General features: G+C 41.9%; 16 protein-coding genes and 1 pseudogene. 16 read left to right on the top strand and 1 reads right to left on the bottom strand.

What is annotated here, in order from left to right:
* The first annotated feature begins 2 nt into the window (after positions 1–2).
* The 7 genes and pseudogenes from ACDZ29_RS00690 (at position 3) to ACDZ29_RS00660 (ending at position 7,327) form a co-directional block, all read left to right on the top strand.
* Positions 3–829: pseudogene (locus ACDZ29_RS00690) on the top strand (TlyA family RNA methyltransferase).
* Between the two features lie 132 nt (positions 830–961).
* Positions 962–1,111 carry a hypothetical protein gene (locus ACDZ29_RS00685; protein ID WP_375089494.1) on the top strand — a complete coding sequence of 50 codons (150 nt, stop codon included), beginning with the start codon at positions 962–964 and terminating at the stop codon, positions 1,109–1,111.
* Between the two features lie 34 nt (positions 1,112–1,145).
* Positions 1,146–1,595, top strand: a complete 450-nt coding sequence (gene ahrC, locus ACDZ29_RS00680; protein ID WP_061144401.1) for a transcriptional regulator AhrC/ArgR — start codon at positions 1,146–1,148, stop codon at positions 1,593–1,595.
* Between the two features lie 22 nt (positions 1,596–1,617).
* Positions 1,618–3,333 carry a DNA repair protein RecN gene (gene recN / locus ACDZ29_RS00675; protein ID WP_289315714.1) on the top strand — a complete coding sequence of 572 codons (1,716 nt, stop codon included), beginning with the start codon at positions 1,618–1,620 and terminating at the stop codon, positions 3,331–3,333.
* A 162-nt stretch (positions 3,334–3,495) separates the two neighbouring features.
* A complete protein-coding gene (spoIVB, locus tag ACDZ29_RS00670) occupies positions 3,496–4,788 on the top strand; it encodes a SpoIVB peptidase (RefSeq protein WP_289325697.1) in 1,293 nt (430 codons plus the stop codon).
* A 322-nt stretch (positions 4,789–5,110) separates the two neighbouring features.
* Positions 5,111–5,902, top strand: coding sequence for a sporulation transcription factor Spo0A (spo0A, locus tag ACDZ29_RS00665; RefSeq protein ID WP_289325696.1), 792 nt, complete (start codon positions 5,111–5,113; stop codon positions 5,900–5,902).
* A gap of 690 nt (positions 5,903–6,592) precedes the next feature.
* Positions 6,593–7,327 carry a glycerophosphodiester phosphodiesterase gene (locus ACDZ29_RS00660; RefSeq protein ID WP_375089490.1) on the top strand — a complete coding sequence of 245 codons (735 nt, stop codon included), beginning with the start codon at positions 6,593–6,595 and terminating at the stop codon, positions 7,325–7,327.
* A 41-nt stretch (positions 7,328–7,368) separates the two neighbouring features.
* On the opposite strand, the gene ACDZ29_RS00655 is transcribed toward ACDZ29_RS00660, so the two are convergent.
* Entirely contained in the window at positions 7,369–7,605 is a 237-nt protein-coding gene (locus ACDZ29_RS00655; protein WP_101222519.1) for a DUF2627 domain-containing protein, read from the bottom strand.
* Positions 7,606–7,812: 207 nt separating this feature from the next.
* Between ACDZ29_RS00655 and ACDZ29_RS00650 the strand changes: the two genes are divergently transcribed.
* The 9 genes from ACDZ29_RS00650 (at position 7,813) to meaB (ending at position 21,775) form a co-directional block, all read left to right on the top strand.
* Entirely contained in the window at positions 7,813–9,870 is a 2,058-nt protein-coding gene (locus tag ACDZ29_RS00650) for a sigma 54-interacting transcriptional regulator (protein ID WP_375089488.1), read from the top strand.
* Between the two features lie 368 nt (positions 9,871–10,238).
* Entirely contained in the window at positions 10,239–11,336 is a 1,098-nt protein-coding gene (gene bcd / locus ACDZ29_RS00645) for a branched-chain amino acid dehydrogenase (protein WP_289315719.1), read from the top strand.
* 132 nt (positions 11,337–11,468) lie between these two features.
* Positions 11,469–12,890, top strand: a complete 1,422-nt coding sequence (gene lpdA / locus ACDZ29_RS00640) for a dihydrolipoyl dehydrogenase (protein ID WP_375089485.1) — start codon at positions 11,469–11,471, stop codon at positions 12,888–12,890.
* A gap of 24 nt (positions 12,891–12,914) precedes the next feature.
* A complete protein-coding gene (locus tag ACDZ29_RS00635) occupies positions 12,915–13,910 on the top strand; it encodes a thiamine pyrophosphate-dependent dehydrogenase E1 component subunit alpha (protein ID WP_289315721.1) in 996 nt (331 codons plus the stop codon).
* Between the two features lie 12 nt (positions 13,911–13,922).
* Positions 13,923–14,906 (top strand): alpha-ketoacid dehydrogenase subunit beta, encoded by a 984-nt coding sequence (locus ACDZ29_RS00630; protein ID WP_289334773.1) that lies wholly within the window; start codon positions 13,923–13,925, stop codon positions 14,904–14,906.
* A gap of 26 nt (positions 14,907–14,932) precedes the next feature.
* The gene (locus tag ACDZ29_RS00625; protein ID WP_375089483.1) at positions 14,933–16,222 is read left to right on the top strand and encodes a dihydrolipoamide acetyltransferase family protein; all 1,290 of its coding nucleotides are present in this window, start codon (positions 14,933–14,935) and stop codon (positions 16,220–16,222) included.
* 354 nt (positions 16,223–16,576) lie between these two features.
* The gene (locus ACDZ29_RS00620; protein ID WP_375089482.1) at positions 16,577–18,454 is read left to right on the top strand and encodes a methylmalonyl-CoA mutase family protein; all 1,878 of its coding nucleotides are present in this window, start codon (positions 16,577–16,579) and stop codon (positions 18,452–18,454) included.
* Position 18,455: 1 nt separating this feature from the next.
* Positions 18,456–20,648 carry a methylmalonyl-CoA mutase gene (gene scpA / locus ACDZ29_RS00615; RefSeq protein WP_375089480.1) on the top strand — a complete coding sequence of 731 codons (2,193 nt, stop codon included), beginning with the start codon at positions 18,456–18,458 and terminating at the stop codon, positions 20,646–20,648.
* Entirely contained in the window at positions 20,648–21,775 is a 1,128-nt protein-coding gene (gene meaB, locus ACDZ29_RS00610; protein WP_289315726.1) for a methylmalonyl Co-A mutase-associated GTPase MeaB, read from the top strand. Before scpA ends, meaB begins: the two co-directional genes overlap by 1 nt.
* The last annotated feature ends 59 nt before the right edge of the window (positions 21,776–21,834 follow it).

The following is a 21,834-nucleotide window of genomic DNA, read 5'->3' as shown; positions in this document are numbered from 1 at the left end:
ATATGAAAGTGATGAAAGAAAGAGTAGATGTATTACTTGTAGAACAAGGCTTGGCAGATACACGAGAAAAAGCGAAGCGTATGGTTATGGCTGGTCTTGTCTACGCGAATGAAGAGAGGTACGAAAAACCCGGGAAAAAGTACCGGTCGATCTCGAATTTACTATTAAAGGAAAAGTCATGCCTTACGTTTCAAGAGGCGGACTTAAACTTGAGAAGGCTTTAAAGGAATTCGATTTACAAGTGAACGGAAAAATCCTGCTTGATATCGGATCATCAACAGGAGGGTTCACGGATTGTGCCTTGCAAAATGGTGCCACGATGTCTTATGCACTTGATGTAGGATATAATCAACTTGCCTGGAAGCTTAGGCAGGATGAACGGGTGAAAGTAATGGAACGGACGAATTTCCGTTACGTTACACCCGCCGATCTCGATGGGGAGATGCCTAACTTTGCAAGCATTGATGTTTCTTTCATCTCCCTAACGTTAATTTTACCGGTGCTGAAGACCTTGCTCGTTCCGAATAGCGACGTCGTTGCCTTAGTTAAACCGCAATTCGAAGCTGGGAAGGATCAGGTGGGTAAAAAAGGGATTGTTCGTGATCCCAAAATCCATAAACAAGTGTTGGATAAGATCATTTCTTTTGCTAAAAAGGAAGGCTACGATATTAAGGATGCCTCCTTCTCACCGATTACCGGCGGTGATGGAAATATTGAATTTTTACTTCATTTATACTGGCAAGGGTCAAAGGAAGATGGAGCGATATTGCTTTCGAAAACGGTTGATGACATCGTTGGGGAAGCCCATTCGCAATTTAAAAAAGAATAGCAAGAACTTGTACGGCTCCTTTGGCTGAATGGTTGGCTAAAGGAGCTTTTTAACTTGAAATGGTGTTGAAATGCACTTGAATCATTTAAGTGTGGATACATAAAATAGGTAAGAATAAATAATAGACTTGTTATGCATTTTAGAGAAAAAGTTGTACAATTGCATAAAAATCCGATACCATTAATTTTAGCCACTTTCGAGAGCGGCCTATTTGCACGTACGGATGATACCGAAGCAATCCCATATTGGGAGCTTCCAAAGTATGATATCGATTGCCATTAAAATGAGCAACAGATGAGAAGAGGTGCTACTACTTATGAATAAAGGACAACGACATATAAAAATAAGGGACATTATTACTAATAACGATATTGAAACCCAGGATGAGCTGGTTGAAGAACTGAAATTAGCTGGATACAATGTAACTCAAGCAACTGTTTCAAGGGATATTAAAGAGCTTCACCTAGTTAAGGTCCCTTTAACGGATGGAAGGTATAAATACAGCCTGCCAGCCGACCAACGTTTCAATCCACTTCAAAAATTAAAGAGAATCCTGGTTGATGCATTTGTACGTATTGACGCAGCCAATAATTTACTGGTTATGAAGATGCTCCCGGGTAATGCCCAGGCAATTTGTGCATTGATTGATAATTTGAATTGGCAAGAGATACTCGGGACGATTGGCGGCGATGATACTTGTTTAATTATCTGCCGTTCTGAGGAAGATGCAAAGATCATTTCCGGCAAATTCTTGGACATGCTCTAATAATTTTGTGAGGTGACCTAGTTTGTTAACAGAACTATCGATTAGGAATTTTGCGATCATAGAAAGCCTGTCCGTTTCATTTGAGAAAGGCTTGACTGTCTTGACCGGAGAAACAGGGGCAGGGAAATCAATCATTATAGATGCCGTTCATCTTTTGGTTGGGGGACGTGGTTCGGCAGAATTCATTCGGCATGGTGAGTCCAAGGCCGAAATAGAGGGATTATTTCAAATTGAAGATGAAAAACACCCGGTATTTGCCAAAGCAGAAGAATTTGGACTGGATATGAATGATGGGATGGCCATTCTTCGAAGGGATATTTCACAGAGCGGCAAAAGCGTTTGCAGAGTAAATGGAAAACTTGTAACGATTGCCATTTTACGCGAGATAGGAAGGACATTGATAGATATTCATGGTCAGCATGAACATCAGGAATTAATGGATGAACGACTCCATCTTCCTCTGCTGGATCAATTCGGCGGTGAAAAAATCGCCTCTGCACTCACGGAATACCAAAAGCTCTATAAACGTTATGAAACCGCTTCAAAACAATTGAATGGTTTGAGCCAAAATGAACAGCAAATGGTCCACCGTCTTGATTTGATCCAATTTCAATTCGATGAAATTCAAAAAGCTGATTTGAAACTACGTGAAGATGAAGAATTAATGGAAGAGCGAAAGAAAATTAATAATTTCGAAAAAATTCATGAAGCGCTGCAAACCAGTTATAATGCTTTAAATGGAGAGCAGCATGCAATTGATTGGCTTTCCGTAGCCATGAATAACCTGGAAGAAGCCGCAGGTCTTGATGAAGGTTTAAAAAACAGCTCCGAAACCGTTTCGAATAGTTACTTCCTGCTTGAAGAGGCCGTGTCAAACATCCGGGATCAATTAGACTCTTTGGACTATGATACAGAGCGTGTCGAATTCATTGAAAGCCGCCTTAATGAAATAAATCAATTAAAACGTAAATACGGGCGGACCATCGAGGAAATCCTGGAATATGGTGCAGGCATAGAAGAGGAAGTCGAAAAGCTGCAAAATAGGGAAACGCATATAGCGAAGCTTGAAAAGGAAATGAAATCCATCAAGGCCGATTTAATTGTTGAAGCAAAGAATCTGTCTGAACTTCGTCAGACATTCGCTCAGCAGTTAACCAAAAAGATCCATCAGGAATTAAAAGATTTATACATGGAAAAGACCATTTTTGAACCACATTTCCTTCAAACGGCTTATACTTTCGATGAGTTGTCAGATAGGGGCATTAATCAGTCGGGGCTGGATTCGATGGAATTTTATATTTCCACAAATCCAGGTGAACCGTTAAAACCTCTATCTAAAATCGCATCAGGTGGAGAACTCTCGAGGATCATGCTGGCTTTGAAAAGCATTTTCTCCAAGCACCAAGGCATAACGTCCATTATATTTGATGAAGTGGACACCGGTGTGAGCGGACGGGTTGCACAATCCATCGCTGAAAAGATCTATAAAGTGGCAACGGGATCTCAAGTACTGTGTATATCCCATTTACCACAAGTGGCAGCTATGGCGGATACTCACTTATTCATAGCGAAAAATGTAAGGGCCGGACGCACGAATACCTCGGTAAAGCCTTTAATTGAAACGGAAAAGATAAAAGAAATTGGCAGGATGATTTCTGGAGTCGAGATTACGGATTTGACGAAGCAGCATGCCAATGAATTAATCCAGCTGGCAAAAAGGTTGAAAATCACATCTTGATGGACAGGTAAAGTAGATAATTTAAACTTATCATAAGCATTCATTGTAAAGCTATCCAAAAACGGATAGCTTTTATTTTGTGCATCTGTTATAAATGACTGTCTTGAGGGCTAAATTAAAGGTGTAGCCATAAAGTTTCAGAGAGCGAGGAGAGTGAATGGGTTGAAATTTGTATGGATAAACAGGATCATCGGTGGAATTCTCCTTGTTTCGCTATTAACATTAGGGTTATACCAGCCATCTCGTGAATATTTTTTAATTCCAAATCATCTTGTACTATTTGAAGGAAGTCAATATAGTATTTCCAAATCATTGCCTGTTTCTGCAAAAGCTTCGGGATTCAGTGATGGGATTTCGCTTCATGATGAGCAAGCTTCAATTACGCTTGGTGCTGAGAAACCAGGTACGAATGAAGTGTTGCTGGATGTAGCAGGCTTGCCCGCCAAAAAGGTCGACATTAGGGTGTTGAAAGACTTTAAAGTCATGCCTGGAGGCCAATCCATTGGAGTGAAGCTAAATACTCTCGGAGTGCTCGTAGTAGGTCATCATCTTATTGATACTGCGCAGGGGAAAAAATCACCAGGAGAAAAAGCGAAAATTGAAATCGGTGATATTATTACAGAAATCAATGGTCAGACGATAAAGAAGATGGGGGATGTAACCCCTTTTGTTCAGCAGGCAGGTGAAAAGGGTGAGGCGTTGAATCTAGTCATAAACCGTGATAATGAAGTGCTTCATAGCACCCTTTTACCTCTAAAAGATAAGAATGAAGGAACTTACAAATTGGGTTTGTATATCCGTGATTCAGCAGCTGGCATCGGAACGATGACATTTTATCACCCGGATTCGAAAAAATATGGAGCATTGGGACATGTCATTTCCGATATGGATACCAAAAAGCCGATTGTTGTAAAGGATGGACAGATTGTTCAATCCACGGTCACGTCCATTGAAAAGGGAAGCAATGGTGATCCTGGAGAAAAATTGGCACGCTTTTCTTCCAACAAAGAAAAAATAGGAAATATCAATCGCAATAGTCCCTTTGGGATTTTTGGGAAATTAAATCAAGATTTTAAAAATGGGATTAATGACAAGGCTCTCCCGATCACCCTTTCCCATGAGGTAAAGGAAGGACCAGCAAAAATACTGACTGTGGTGGATGGTTCTAAAGTGGAGGAATTCGATGTGGAAATCGTCAGTTCCATACCACAGAAGTTTCCTGCGATTAAAGGAATGGTCTTAAAAGTGACGGATAAAGAACTGCTTCAAAAAACGGGCGGGATCGTTCAGGGTATGAGCGGCAGTCCTATCATACAAAATGGGAAATTAATCGGTGCAGTCACCCATGTATTTGTTAATGATCCTACAAGTGGGTATGGAGTCCATATCGAATGGATGTTAAACGAAGCCGGTATAAATATATACGACAAAGATAATTATGAAAAGGCAAGCTAAAGAAACCGGGTATCCTTTTGGATGCCCCTTTTTAATTGATTAGCCCAGGTCATGGATGGTAATTAAATATGATTTCTTCAAAAAATAGAGGTTTTTTTGAAACGTTGTGATAAAATGATAACGAAATGAAGATTTTTCGACAATCGGTTTATTCGAATAGCAAACGAAGTCGAAAACAAGAGATATCCGGAGAATAATATTGAATTCCTTATATTTTTTCAAAAATAAAAGGAATTTAGTTTCCATTGTCGAAAAGTTCAATTACAATAGAATTTAGTCATATAGAAAAAAAGACCAATTGTAGTTGAGGAGGAAATCAAGCGTGAAAAAAATTAAGGTGTGCGTTGTAGACGATAATAGAGAACTTGTTGGCCTTCTGGAAGAATACATTTCAGCACAGGAAGACATGGAAGTAATTGGGGTGGCACATAACGGTCAAGATTGCCTGGGTATGCTTGAAAGTGTTGATCCGGATATATTGATTCTCGATATTATCATGCCTCATTTAGATGGATTAGGTGTACTTGAAAAACTTCGTGAAGTAAAACGGGGTGCTATGCCTAATGTCATTATGCTTACTGCCTTTGGTCAAGAAGATGTAACGAAAAAAGCTGTTGATTTGGGCGCGTCTTACTTTATCCTGAAACCTTTTGATATGGAAAATCTGGCCAATCACATTCGTCAGGTAAGCGGTAAAGGGCAGTCGGTTTTAAAAAATCATAGTCAGTTTAGCTATCGTCCCCAAAATGAAGCCAAGCCGAAAAACCTCGATGCCAGCATCACAAGCATCATTCACGAAATTGGAGTGCCTGCACATATCAAGGGCTATTTGTATTTAAGGGAAGCCATATCCATGGTATATAATGATATTGAACTATTGGGTTCGATCACGAAAGTTTTATATCCGGATATCGCAAAAAAATACAATACTACGGCCAGCCGTGTTGAAAGAGCCATCCGACATGCGATTGAAGTGGCTTGGAGCCGTGGCAATATAGAATCCATTTCATCTCTTTTCGGTTATACTGTCAGCATGACTAAGGCAAAACCTACAAATTCCGAATTCATTGCCATGGTTGCCGATAAGCTTCGTCTCGAACATAAAGCTTCTTGACAGTAGGGGACACCGGTGTTCGGATTCAGGATAACAATTGACCAAATAAAGGCTAGAGCCACTAAATATAAATAGGAACTCTCCGTCTGGTGGTATGGACAGGAAGAAGTTGCTTTGTGATTTTTTCTAATCAGCAACTTCAATTTTTTTACGCTGCCGGTTAAAAAAATTAAACGCCTTTTATTTATTGGATTTGCAGGAAATCCAATAAATAAAAGGCGTTTTTGTTTGCGTGAAAAAGCGACACTAATTATCTGAATCACTAATTTTTTAAACGGATTTTGGCATTATGGATATTTATAGGTATATATAGTGAATAAGGGGTAAATAAATGATTTATGAAAAAATGAGCATTTTGCATTAGAAGTGGATATTGAAATGGTATTTTACCGTTTTTTAAAAGGCTTTTCCATTCTTCAATTTAATCCCACCCCCATCCTATTGAATTTTCCGCAAATCATGCTGGAGAATGTCAAACAATAGCTGCTGATAAATGTCCGCAAGTGTAAAACTCAATTGTTCGGATAACTACCTTAAAGGGAACTTTTCAGTTATTATGGGGGATATTTTAGAAAACCTTCTACGAAGAAAATAATCACCTCTATTTCGATTAAAGAAGATGAAAATAATTTATCGTTTCTGTTCATAAAATTGGGTTATAACAATTTTTGGGAGAGGCGGCGTTTCATCATGACCTTAATCTTTGCACATCGAGGCTCTGCAGGAACACATCCGGAAAATACGATGTCGGCGTTCAAAGAAGCTGCCCGTGTTGGGGCGGACGGTATTGAAACGGATGTCCAACTCTCGAAAGATGGAGAAGTGGTCATCATTCACGATGAAAAGCTCGATCGGACCACGAATGCCTCAGGGTATGTAAAAGACCGGACCTTGATGGAGTTGAAAACTCTTAATGCGTCCTCAAGCTTTAAGGGTAAATTGGGTAAAGAAAAAATTCCGACGCTAGAAGAACTATTTATATGGCTTAACGATAACCAGCTTTTTTGTAATATTGAATTGAAAAACATGCTTTTTCTGTATCCAGGCTTAGAAGAGAAAGTCATAAGGCTCATTCGTGCCTACGAAATGAAGGAAAGGATAATCCTTTCTTCTTTCAATCATTATAGTTTGGTTAATTGTCATCAATTGGCACCTGAACTGGAAACGGCACCACTTTATAGGGATGGTCTATACATGCCATGGATATATGCCAAGGCAATAGGCGGGAGCGCAATCCATCCAAATATCAGGTCTGCCCCTGATGCACTAATTCAAGCATCGTTGAGCATGGGTGTTCCTGTACGGCCCTATACCATTAATAAGGAAGCCGATATGAAGCGATTATTCAAATTGAGGTGCAGTGGCATCATAACCGATTTTCCTGAGGCAGCCGTACGGGTCAGAGAAGGACTTAAATCAAGATAAAGAAAAGGTGCCCAATTATACATGGCACCTTCTTTTTACGTTTAAAATTTATTGAACCTGCTTTGGACCTTATTTTGTTTTCGATCTCGATGAAGGACGAAGCCTGCGATAAAGGCTATTCCGCCAATCGTAATAAGCAGTCCGATTAAAAATTGCAGCCAAAGGACTGGATAGGGAGGCTGTAAAATACCGAACACCATGTCCCTCATTATTTTAATGCCATAGGCAGCAAAGGCCCCGGGTATAAAAAGAATCAAAAAAGCGATTAAACGTTTCATGCGGTCAAATCCCTTCCGAAAATTCCGTCTTTTAAAAATGATAAAGGATATAAAATATTTGTCAAGTTTCGGGAAACTAGAAAATGACTGGAAGTTAGAGGCTGTTTTTAAAGGATGCCAATATGGTAAAATGAGGTGTGAAGTATGAAGAAAATTGCAGAGATATATCTAATAATAGGGGTAATTATATCTTAAGGGGGATGGCTCATGCAAAAAGTCATGATAGTAGGGGGAGGAGTGGGGGGGACAACGGTGTTGAAACTCCTCTCGGAAAGTGAAGTATTCTCAATTGTTTGTATGGCTGATACGAATGAATCCGCTGAAGGGATGCTTGCTGCAAAAGAAAGAAGGATTCCTACAGTGACTGATTGGAGCGAGGGATTGGATGGGGATTTGGATATCATTTTTGATACCACTGGAGACCCGACTGTCTATAATAAGATAAAACGGGATATGAGCGATCAAACGATACTCATTCCTGGAAGTGTCGCCCTCATTATGACAAAGTTGTTTGAAGAGAAAAATCGTTTAATAAATAAATTGGAAAATACCTCGGCAAAAATGGACTTGATCCTTAATACGACCAGTGAAGGAATGGTGGTGATTGATCATGATGGATTCATCATCATGTTCAATGATAGTGCGGAACGAGCATCTGACACAAAGCACGAGGACGTGATAGGCAAACATATCAAAGATTTCGTTCCTTCAACTGGATTACTACGAGTGATGGAAACGAACCAAAAAGAAGTGAATCAGGAGATTACCCTTACTAATGGAATGGAGCTCATAACGACAAGGATTCCTCTGGTGAATGCCGATAAGGAAATCATAGGGGCTTTTTCCGTGTTTAGGAATAAAACGGAAGCTGTACAATTGGCGGAGCAGATCACTGATTTAAAAGAGATACAGACGATGCTCCAGGCAATCATCCAATCCAGTGATGAAGCCATCTCGGTCGTGGACGATCAAGGGAGGGGACTTTTGATCAATCCGGCATATACAAGAATCACTGGCTTAACCAAGGACCAAGTGATTGGTAAGCCGGCTTCCATCGATATTTACGAAGGTGATAGCATGCATATGAAAGTGCTTCAGACAAAAAAGCCTGTTCGGGGTGTCAATATGCGTGTCGGCCCAAAACATAAGGAAGTGATTGTTAATGTTGCTCCAATCATTGTGGATGGGTGCCTGAAAGGTAGCGTTGGCGTCATTCATGATGTATCGGAAATTCAAACCTTGACTCACGAATTGAATCGGGCAAGACAGATTATCCGGACATTGCAGGCTAAATATTCCTTTGATGATATAATAGGGGCTTCCGAAGAGATGAAGCTTCCCATCGAACAGGCGAAATTATCGGCAAGGACACCGGCTACCGTCTTATTAAGAGGGGAATCAGGGACCGGCAAAGAGTTATTTGCCCACGCCATCCATAATGCGAGTGATAGGAAATTCAATAAATTCGTTCGTGTAAACTGTGCGGCCATCTCGGAATCATTACTCGAAAGTGAACTGTTCGGTTATGATGAGGGAGCGTTTACAGGGGCAAGCAGGGGCGGAAAGGTCGGTTTTTTTGAAGAGGCAAATCAAGGAAGCATCTTTTTAGATGAAATTGGTGAATTACCAGCTAACATCCAAGCTAAATTACTTCGGGTTTTACAAGAACGGGAAATCATCAGAGTGGGGGGGACAAAGCCGATTTCCATCAATGTCCGTGTCATAGCCGCCACGAATATCAATCTTGAACACGCCATTGCAAACGGATCATTCAGGGAAGACTTATATTTCAGACTGAACCGCATGCCTATTTTCATTGCTCCTTTACGAAAACGAAAAGAAGATTTGAGAGAATTGGCGGAGCATTTGATTCATAAAATCAATCAGGAGTATGGACGGAGCATAGAGGGGATTACTGAAGCAGCTATACATAAGATGCAAATCTATAACTGGCCAGGGAATGTAAGGGAACTGGAAAATATCTTGGGACGGGCAATCATTTTCATGAAATTGAACGAGACAATCATTGATATACAGCATATTCCTGATTTTATCGAAGAGATTCCATTAAAACAGGAGAAACTCTTAATGGAGCCTTCTGGCTACGTATCGGGTAAACCGCTCTCGGAGATAATAGACCAGTATGAAGCCGAAATCATTCAGCAAGCGTTCGATACCCACAAGGGAAATAAAACACTTACGGCAAAAGCGTTGGGTATTTCAGTTAGAAATCTATATTATAAAATGGAAAAATTAAAACTGTGAAAATATTTGCATGCAAGCAATTGCATAGTATGAAAAAAACTGCGCAGAATTTTCTGATTTATTTTAATTTAAGCGAGAGTTCACTTCCAACATGAAATTTTTTTGAATTTGTTATAGGCTATAGTTGCTCAATATATTAACCAGCATCTCCTTTTTTTGGGTGAAAAGGCTCTCATTATTTAATTTATTGGCATGTTATTTGCATATTTAAAGGTGCATGGATTTTTCAAGGGAACCATTCCCAATGGGGAAAATATCATGTGATTAGCGGTTTTTATTTAAAATGAACGTAGTGACCAGTAAGAATGAGGAGTGTTTCAGTGTCCTCATATCTGACATTTATTAAAACATCTAGGGAGGATTCCTGTATGGAAATTTTTAAATATCTTGAGAAGTATGATTACGAACAACTGCTATTCTGTCAGGATAAACAATCGGGTTTGAAAGCGATTATTGCCATTCATGATACGACATTAGGACCAGCACTTGGTGGCACAAGGATGTGGACGTACGCTTCCGAAGAAGATGCCATAGAAGATGCTTTAAGGCTTTCGAAAGGAATGACATATAAAAACGCAGCGGCCGGCTTGAATTTAGGCGGGGGAAAAACCGTCATCATCGGCGATCCTCGCAAGGATAAAAATGAAGAAATGTTCCGTGCATTCGGAAGGTATATCCAAGGGCTGAATGGGCGTTATATAACTGCTGAAGATGTAGGGACCACGGTTGAAGATATGGATCTCATCCACGAGGAAACGGATTTTGTCACTGGGATTTCCCCTGCATTCGGTTCTTCAGGTAACCCTTCGCCTGTAACTGCATATGGGGTATACCGCGGTATGAAAGCTGCTGCAAAAGAAGCATTCGGCACTGATTCATTAGAAGGCAAGGTTGTTGCAGTCCAAGGCGTCGGGAATGTAGCTTATAACTTATGCCGTCACCTTCATGAGGAGGGCGCTAAGCTGATCGTTACCGATATCAATAAAGAAAGCGTGGCACGTGCGGTTGAATCCTTTGGGGCGACTGCAGTGAATACTGATGAAATTTATGGGGTTGAATGTGATATCTATGCTCCTTGTGCATTAGGTGCCGTCATTAATGATCAAACAATTAATCAAATTAAGGCGAAAGTCATTGCAGGTGCAGCCAATAATCAATTGAAGGATCCTGTTCATGGTGATCAAATTCATGAAAAAGGCATTATATATGCTCCTGATTATGTAATTAATGCAGGTGGTGTCATAAACGTGGCTGATGAACTTTTAGGGTATAATCGAGAAAGAGCCCTTAAGAAAGTGGAAATGGTTTATGATACGATTGAACGAGTCATGGAGATTGCCAAACGCGATCAAATACCAACTTATAAAGCAGCGGACAGGATGGCAGAGGAGCGCATTGCTCGTATGCGGAATTCAAGAAGTCAATTCTTGCAAAATGAAAAACATATCTTGAATGGAAGAAAATGAATATAGTTGACAAGATATGGATTCCTGTGTTTTTTTAAATATAAACACAGGAATTTCAACATGGATAATGTAATGAAACATAGGACAAGTAATAACGGTGACAATAGTGTGTATTTGTGAGGAGGAGTGGTTTTGGCTGAAGAATTTGACCTCGTTATCCTCGGAGGAGGAACAGGCGGGTATGTGGCAGCAATAAGGGCTGCTCAATTAGGATTGAAAACGGCTGTCGTGGAGAAAGGCAAGCTCGGCGGAACGTGTCTACATAAAGGCTGTATCCCTTCAAAAGCACTTTTAAGGAGTGCAGAAGTTTATCAGACTGCAGTGAAAAGTGAGGAATTCGGTATTGTAACCGGGGATGTAAAGGTGGATTTCCTTAAGGTACAAGAAAGAAAGAATAAAGTCGTCGATCAACTCTATAAAGGTGTTCAGCACTTGATGAAACAAGGGAAGATAACGGTTTATGAAGGTTTAGGACGTATACTTGGTCCATCTATATTTTCACCGATGCCTGGGACAATTTCAGTGGAAATGAATAATGGCAGTGAAAATGAAATGCTCATTCCTCAGAATATCATCATTGCTACCGGTTCGCGTCCGAAAACACTGCCCGGTTTAACAATTGACGGGGAATTGGTGCTTACATCGGATGAAGCGCTAAAGCTTGAGAGCCTGCCGAAATCAATGATTATTGTAGGCGGTGGGGTTATCGGCATTGAGTGGGCTTCGATGCTGAATGATTTTGGTGTGGAAGTAACCGTACTGGAATATGCGGATAGGATCATCCCGACTGAAGACCAGGATATTTCCAGTGAAATGCTTCGTCTCCTAACTAAAAAGGGCGTCAAATTCATTACAGGAGCCAAGGTATTGCCTGAAACCCTGAAAACGGATGTTTCAGTATCCATTTCTGCTGAAGTAAAAGGATCGGTTGAGGAATTCACAGCTGAAAAAATGCTGGTATCCGTAGGCAGAGCAGCAAATGTTGAAGGAATCGGCCTTGAAAATACAGAGATTGTGAAAGAAAAAGGTTTTATTGAAACCAATGACTTCTTCCAAACGAAGGAAACGCATATCTATGCGATCGGTGATTGTATCGGCGGTCTGCAATTGGCTCACGTTGCCTCCCATGAAGGTATTACTGCCGTTGAACATATGGCAGGCCAAAAACCGGAACGCTTGGATTATTCGCTCATTTCAAAATGTGTGTATTCAAGCCCTGAAGCGGCAAGTATCGGTTTGACGGAAGAACAGGCAAAAAAGGAAGGCTATGAGCTTAAAATTGGAAAATTCCCATTCCGTGCAGTTGGTAAGGCCCTGGTTTTCGGGGAAGCTGATGGTTTTGTCAAAATCATTGCAGATAAGAAAACGGATGATATACTGGGCGTTCATATGATCGGTCCACATGTTACGGATATGATTTCAGAAGCGGGACTTGCAAAAGTGCTTGATGCGACACCTTGGGAGGTAGCCAAGACAATTCATCCACACCCAAGTCTTTCTGAAGCAATCGGAGAGGCGGCGCTTGCTGTCGATGGACTTGCCATTCATTCATAAAGAATAAGGTCAGGAGGTTTTATGATGGTAGAAAAACGTCATGAACAATTAGGCTTAAATGAGGAAACGGTTTTAGATATGTACCGGACAATGCTTTTGTCCCGCAGGATTGATGAGCGTATGTGGCTTTTAAACCGTTCCGGGAAAATTCCCTTCGTGATTTCCTGCCAGGGGCAAGAAGCTGCGCAGGTTGGGGCAGCGTTTGCGCTGGATCGGCAAAAGGATTATGTACTTCCTTATTATCGGGATGTAGGTGTGGTACTTACCTTCGGAATGACAGCAAAAGACTTGATGCTTTCAGGTTTTGCGAAAGAGGAAGATCCCAATTCAGGCGGACGCCAAATGCCTGGCCATTTCGGTCAAAAGAAAAATAGGATCGTCACTGGTTCATCACCTGTAACGACACAGGTCCCGCATGCAGTTGGAATTGCCCTTGCTGGGAAGATGGAAAGCAAGGATTTAGTAACATTCGTTACGTTTGGTGAAGGTTCATCCAATCAGGGCGATTTTCATGAAGGGGCCAACTTTGCAGGTGTACATAAGCTGCCGGTCATTTTCATGTGTGAAAATAATAAATATGCGATTTCCGTTCCTATTTCGAAACAACTATCATGTGAGAATGTTTCCGACAGGGCGATTGGCTATGGGATGCCTGGAATAACGGTGGATGGCAATGATCCATTGGAAGTGTATGCAGCAGTGAAAGAAGCGGCTGACCGTGCACGAAGGGGAGAGGGGCCTACCCTTGTAGAAACCGTCTCATATAGGCTCACTCCTCATTCAAGTGATGATGATGACCGAAGCTACCGGACAGCGGACGAAGTGGCCGAAGCCAAAACGAAGGATTCCATAATTACATTTGGAGCGTATTTAAAAGAAGCGGGAATCATGGATGATGATCTTGAGAAACAAATGAATGATGAAGTCATGAAGATAGTCAACGAAGCAACTGATTATGCTGAAAATGCTCCATATCCGAAGGCTGAAAGTGCTATGAATCATGTGTATGCACAAAAGTAAGGGGGTAATAGAATGCCAGTGATTTCTTATATAGATGCCGTGACAATGGCAATGAGGGAAGAGATGGAACGTGATTCCCGTGTATTCGTATTGGGAGAGGATGTTGGAAAAAAAGGTGGGGTCTTTAAAGCCACTAACGGTTTATACGACCAATTCGGTGAAGCCAGGGTCATCGATACACCGCTCGCTGAATCTGCAATTGCTGGAGTGGGAATTGGAGCCGCCATGTACGGGCTTCGGCCAATAGCTGAAATGCAATTTGCTGATTTCATCATGCCTGCCATTAACCAAATTGTTTCAGAGGCAGCTAAAATTAGATACCGTTCTAATAATGACTGGAGCTGTCCTATGGTAATCCGTGCTCCTTATGGAGGAGGGATTCATGGAGCTCTTTATCATTCGCAATCGGTTGAAGCGATTTTTGCTAATCAGCCGGGCTTGAAAATTGTGATGCCTTCCACTCCATATGATGTCAAGGGGTTGCTTAAAGCTGCCATTCGTGATGAAGATCCAGTTCTTTTCTTTGAACATAAACGCGCATACCGCTTGATTAAGGGTGAGGTACCCACTGAAGATTATGTACTTCCAATCGGTAAGGCGGATGTGAAAAGGGAAGGGGAAGACATTACTGTCATATCCTATGGCCTTTGCGTGCATTTTGCTCTTCAGGCAGCAGAAAAATTAGCTGCAGATGGAATCTCTGCACATGTTCTTGACCTTCGCACCGTCTACCCTTTAGATAAGGATGCTATCATAGAAGCAGCTTCCAAAACAGGGAAAGTTTTACTGGTTACGGAGGATAATAAAGAAGGAAGCATTATGAGTGAGGTCGCAGCCATCATTGCCGAGAATTGCCTTTTTGATTTGGATGCCCCTATAAAACGATTGGCCGGACCTGATGTACCTGCCATGCCATATGCGCCTACGATGGAAAAACATTTTATGGTGAACCCTGATAAAGTGGAAAAAGCGATGAGGGAATTGGCCGAGTATTAATGACTGTTAAGAAGGAGGAACGATTTATGGCAATGGAATTAATGAAGATGCCTCAACTAGGCGAAAGTGTCACAGAGGGAACCATCAGTAAATGGCTTGTAAAGCCTGGGGATCATGTCACGAAATATGATCCGCTAGCTGAAGTGATGACGGATAAAGTAAATGCTGAGGTTCCTTCTTCCTTCACCGGCATCATCAAGGAATTGAAAGCGGAAGAGAATCAAACGTTGGCAGTCGGGGAAGTCATTTGCTCGATTGAAGTTGAAGCGGCAAAGACGGATAACGACAACGCAGGCCAAGCTGTTTCTCGTAGCGAGGAAAATGTTGCTGCACCTGTTACAAAAAATGTGCAGCAAGCAGGTGAACCATCAAGGAAAGCTCGCTTTTCACCTGCCGTGTTAAAACTTTCCCAGGAGCATGGGATCGACCTTTCAAAAGTGAAAGGAACGGGGAATGAGGGACGGATCACCCGTAAAGACCTATTGAAACTTGTTGAATCCGGTACTCTTCCTAAGGCGGATGAACCTTCCGCGATATCCGATTCGGCTCATGAAGAGAACACGCCTCCAATTAATCGTCAAACTAGTGCAGTGACTACTAACGTGCCGACTGCTATTGGTGACAAGGAAATACCTGTTACGGGTATCCGTAAGGCAATTGCATCCAATATGTTAAAAAGTAAGCACGAAATTCCGCATGCATGGACGATGGTGGAAGTCGACGCAAGCAATATGGTGAAGTTGCGTGATAATCTCAAGTCAGGCTTTAAACAAAAAGAAGGCTATAATTTAACTTACTTTGCCTTTTTTGTAAAAGCGATTGCTCAAGCCCTTACGGAATTTCCAGAGCTCAATTCGATGTGGGCTGGCGATAAAATCATACAAAAGAAAGAAATCAATATTTCTATAGCCGTTGCAACTGAAGATGCCTTATTTGTACCTGTCATAAAAAATGCAGATGAAAAATCAATCAAAGGTATAGCAAGGGAGATACAGGAACTCGCATCCAAAGTGAAGGCGGGTAAGTTAAAAGCAGAGGATATGCAAGGTGGCACGTTCACTGTCAATAACACTGGCTCATTCGGTTCAGTCCAGTCCATGGGAATCATCAATTATCCACAGGCTGCCATTTTACAAGTTGAAACGATCGTAAAACGTCCAGTGGTCATAAATGACATGATTGCAGTTCGGGATATGGTGAATCTCTGTTTATCACTTGATCATCGTGTTTTGGATGGACTGGTATGCGGACGTTTCCTCGCAAGGGTTAAAGAAATCATCGAAAAGATTTCCAAAGACAACACTTCCATATACTAAAGTGAAGAAAAAGGAAGGCCATTAGGTTCCTTCCTTTTTTTTTTGCACTTTATTTTTCAGTAGAAAAACATCGACAAAAATTTTATTTTTGCTATTATTTTAATTAGAGCTGTTCTAATACAGATAAGGGGCTGTACTTCATTTTAAATAGAAAAAATAGGCTTTTGTTTTCCCTTACAGCAGCTTTGCTAATTTCTATTAACATAAATTTCAAGAAAATTATGATAGAATGTTAGTATAATCCAGATCAAATTGATGGGAGGGTGGTTTTCTTATCTAAACCGACTGAGCGTTCGTTCTCCAGTGGAATGGACCAAGCATTTGAGGCGGCAGACGATAAGAAAGCGAATACAGATGGAACTGAAAGATGTGAAAAACATAACCTTTCCTAGGCCTTCTTTTGAAGAGTGGAAAGAAGCAGCGGAAGCCAGTTTAAAAGGAAAAAGTATAGAAATGTTAAAAACGAATACATATGAGGGCATCACGTTATATCCGCTCTATACAGAAAAGGCGGATTCGACAGTAAAAGTATCTGAATTGCCAGGATTCTTCCCTTTTACCCGAGGAACGTCCCCAATGGGTTATTATGAAAAACCTTGGCTTGTCGTTCAACCTGTAAGCGGTATCACGGCAGAAGAGGCAAATGAAAAGATGAAGGCGTCATTCAAGCGCGGTCAAAATGTTGTGGCATACCCTGCACGATTGCTTGCTGAGGGGGCAAGGGCTGAAAAGTTGTTTAAGGATATCCCTTTAAAGGAAATCCCGATTTTCATTGACCTTAAGGGGAAACAAAAAGGATTATTCCCGCAATTCAAAGCTATTGCCGAATCGCAAAATGCCCAATTGACAGGTGTAGTTGCAGAAGATCCCATTGCAGAATGGCTCATTGGCGGACAGCTGCCAGAAGATACGGATAACTATTTTGCAGACTGGATGAAGACAATCCAAGATTATCAGAAGATAGGCCGGGATTTAAAGACAGTTTTGATTAATACGGCAGTTTATCATAATGGAGGGGCTAATGCCGTTCAAGAAATAGCGTACGGATTATCCGCAGCCGTCCAATATCTATTGGAAGGGCAAAAACAAGGGCTTTCTATTTCTTCAGTATCCGAAAGAATAGTATTTTCGTTTGCAGTGGATTCCAATTACTTCATGTCCATCGCTAAACTGAGGGCTGCCAGGAGGCTTTGGGCAGGTCTTGCTGAAGCCTTCGATACAGCTCAGGACCATTTTAAAATGGCCATACATGCTGTTACTTCCGAATTGACAGAAACGCTATATGATCAGCACGTCAATATTCTTCGGACCACAAACCAAGCTTTCGCTGCAGCTATTGGAGGCATTCAATACCTTCAAATTCATCCATTTACTCACGCAACTGGTGAAGCTGATGATTTTTCAGAAAGAATCGCCCGCAACACTCACCTGATATTAAAAGAAGAAACAAATATCACGACAGTGGTCGATCCTGCTGGCGGTTCATGGTATGTTGAGCAATTAACGGATGAATTGGCTGAAAAGGCTTGGGCGAACTTCCTTGAAATCGATGAAGCAGGGGGGATTTTAGAGCTAATTAAGCAAGGCACCCTGCAGAAAGAAATAGCTGAAGTTTACCAAGGTAGAGTTCAAAATACGGCTTTCAGAAAAGAAAGCATCATCGGAACGAATGTATATCCGAATCCAGCGGATAAGATTAAAACTCCGACACAGGATAACCAAGTGTCATATATGAAAGTCGAGAAACCGGTTGGCATTACGCCAATTGCCAGGAATCGGGTATCCATTCAGTTCGAACAGATAAGACAACGCAGTGAAACGTATAAAGAAATAAGTGGAACGGCTCCAACGATTGGTTTAATTAACTTGAAAAATCTTAAATCCTATAAACCCCGTGCAGATTTCGTTAAAAGTCTGGCTGCAGCAGGAGGTATTGAAACACTCGGTAGTAATGGGTGTCAAACCATTAAGGACGCAGTTGATTACGTAGCTGCCACCAAGCTCCCTGTTTATTGTGTTTGCGGCAGTGATGGTGACTACTCGGAATTAGCGCCAATCACCATTAAAGAAATCAAAAAGCAATTCCCGGAAATCAATATTTATATGGCTGGCAAGCAGCAAGAAGAATTGGAAATTACACTAAGTGAAGCCGGAGTCAAAGATTTTATCCATGTTAAAACGAATGCAATAGCCATTTTATTGGGATTTTTGCAGAAGCTAGGGGTGAACTGAAATGAAAAAACCGAATTTTTCTGCTATAAATCCTGCCAAGGCTGAGATTAAAGGGACGGTAGAAGCATGGAAAAAAGAAGCCGAAAAAGCCGTTGGGGAAAATATCGATGATCTTCTGTTTGAAACCAATGAACAAATAAAAGTCAAACCGCTTTATGTTAAAGAAGATAATCGCAATTTGGAGCATATGGAGAGTGTACCAGGCATCGCTCCGTTTACAAGGGGGCCCTATCCTTCGATGTATGTCAACCGTCCTTGGACAGTACGTCAGTATGCAGGTTTTTCTACTGCTGAGGAATCGAATGCGTTTTACAGACGTAATCTCGCAATGGGGCAAAAAGGGCTCTCAGTTGCCTTTGATTTAGCCACACACCGTGGTTATGACTCTGATCATCCGCGAGTTGTCGGTGATGTGGGGAAAGCGGGAGTTGCCATTGATTCCATTCTAGATATGAAGATCCTGTTCGACGGTATTCCGCTAGATCAGATGTCCGTGTCAATGACCATGAACGGGGCGGTATTACCCATCCTGGCATTTTATATCGTGACAGCTGAAGAACAAGGCGTTACACAGGATAAACTTTCAGGCACGATTCAAAATGACATTTTAAAGGAGTATATGGTTCGGAATACGTATATCTACCCACCTGAAATGTCCATGAAAATCATAGCCGATATATTCGAGTATACATCGAGATATATGCCCAAATTCAATTCCATTTCCATTTCCGGTTATCATCTGCAAGAAGCGGGTGCGCCGGCGGATATCGAACTTGCCTATACGTTGGCTGATGGGCTTGAGTATGCACGTACCGGAATGAAAGCAGGTATTGATATCGATAAATTTGCACCACGACTGTCATTCTTCTGGGCTGTAGGTATGAACTATTTCATGGAAGTGGCGAAAATGAGGGCGGCTCGTTTCATCTGGTCAAAACTGATGAAGCAATTCGAACCGAAAAATAATAAAGCGATGGCATTGAGGACTCATTCCCAAACCTCGGGTTGGAGCCTCTCCGAGCAGGATCCGTTTAATAATGTCGCAAGGACCCTGATTGAAGCGCATTCGGCCGCACTTGGACATACACAGTCCCTGCATACGAACGCATTGGATGAGGCCATTGCACTCCCAACTGATTTCTCGGCCCGAATTGCACGCAACACACAGCTTTATCTGCAGGAGGAAACCGGGATCACAAAGGTAATCGATCCATGGGCGGGTTCCTACTATGTAGAATCGCTCACAAATGAATTAATCGAACGCGCTTGGGCTCACATAGAAGAAATCGAAGGACTTGGAGGAATGGCAAAGGCAATTGAAACCGGCGTTCCAAAAATGAGAATCGAGGAAGCGGCTGCAAAGCGTCAAGCTAAAATCGATTCTCAAGATGAAACGATCGTCGGCGTCAATAAATATCGTTTGAAAAAAGAAGATCCGATTGAAATACTGGAGATTGATAATACTGCAGTTCGCGAGAGTCAGCTTAAGCGTTTGGGCGAATTAAAAGCGAAACGTGATCAGGCAAAGGTGGATGAAGCCCTTCAGGCGCTATCCTTGGCTGCTAGAACGGGTGAAGGCAACCTGCTGGAATTGGCTGTTCAAGCTACAAGAGTACGTGCTTCACTAGGTGAAATCTCCGATGCAATCGAAGAGGTGGCTGGACGTCACAAAGCAACCATCCGTTCAATCAGCGGCGTATACAGCTCAGCATACTCAAAAGAAGCGGAAATTGAGGAAGTCGTCCGCATGACGGAAGAGTTCCTTGAAAATGAAGGAAGAAGGCCGCGTTTGTTAATGGCTAAAATGGGTCAGGATGGTCATGATCGCGGAGCTAAAGTAGTCGGAACGGGTTTTGCGGATTTAGGCTATGATGTCGATATCGGTCCATTATTCCAAACACCGGAAGAAACTGCCTTACAGGCCGTGGAAAATGATGTGCATGTAGTCGGAATGAGTTCGCTTGCTGCCGGCCATAAAACATTATTGCCGCAGCTTATGTCGGAACTGAAGAAATTGGGCCGTGAAGACATTATCGTGATCGTCGGTGGCGTCATACCTGCACAGGATTATGAGTACTTAATGGAAAATGGCGCTTCAGCCATTTTCGGACCTGGTACTGTCATTCCCCAGGCAGCGAAAAAAGTGCTTCAGGAAATATACAATCGCCTTGGATATGAGGAAGTGGCCCAATAATGAGTGAAGACAAGAAGCCGGAATGGGTCGATGATAACAATCAGGAAGGTTTTGCTTCATCATTAAAGCCAGGTGTAGAATTAGCAGCCAGCCATAACAAAGCTTCAAAAAGCAAATTCGTCAAAAGACAAAATGTAAACGTACCGATCCATGAACTTAAGGAGGGAATCATAAAAGGGGACAGGGCCAGGCTTGCTAAAGGGATTACACTGATTGAAAGCAATGCATCCCACCACTTCGATCCTGCACAGGAATTATTGCATGCCATCCTTCCTCATACCGGGAACTCGATTCGAATCGGAATTTCCGGAGTGCCTGGTGCTGGAAAAAGTACGTTTATCGAGACTTTCGGAACCTACTTATGTGAAAGGGGTCATAAGGTTGCTGTCCTAGCCGTTGATCCAAGCTCTTCGATAAATGGGGGAAGTATACTAGGCGATAAGACGAGGATGGAGGAGCTGGCAAGAAACCCCCATGCCTTCATACGGCCCTCACCATCCGAAGGCACCTTAGGAGGAGTTCACCGTAAAACGAGGGAAACGATGTTGCTTTGTGAAGCGGCAGGATTTGATGTCATACTGATAGAAACAGTTGGTGTGGGTCAGAGTGAAGCTATAGTACGAAGCATGGTCGACTTCTTCATGCTCCTTGTACTAACAGGTGCCGGGGATGAATTACAGGGGATGAAAAAAGGGATCATGGAACTTGTGGACGGAATTGTGGTCAATAAAGCGGATGGAGAGAACATTCCGCTGGCGATTAGGACAAAGTCCGAATATAGCAGAATCTTGCACTTCCTTCAGCCAGCAACAAAGGGATGGGCAGGAAAGGCATATACTTGTTCTGCCATAACCGGTAAAGGAATTCCTGAGCTTTGGGATGTATTGAATGAATTTTCCGATATGACCAAGGAATCGGGTGTTTTCCAGGAACGGAGAAGAATGCAATCTAAGGAATGGCTTTATTCATTAATGGATCACCAGCTTAAAACGATGTTCTATAAAAATGAAACCGTCAAAGGTCTTCTCCCTATACTCGAGAATCAAGTGATGTCAGGGAATAAAACGGTCACTGCTGCTGTTAAGCAGGCGTTTCAATCTTTTACTGATACGTTTAAGCCGAATTAAACTAGAAAAGGATGGGGCATGCCCCATCCTTTTCTAAGAAGTCTTCTTGTTGTTACACA

This window comes from Peribacillus sp. RS7 (assembly GCF_041956845.1).
Lineage (GTDB): Bacteria > Bacillota > Bacilli > Bacillales > DSM-1321 > Peribacillus.
The sequence above is the reverse complement of the archived record's forward strand: the minus strand, read 5'-3'. Positions and strand labels throughout refer to the sequence as shown.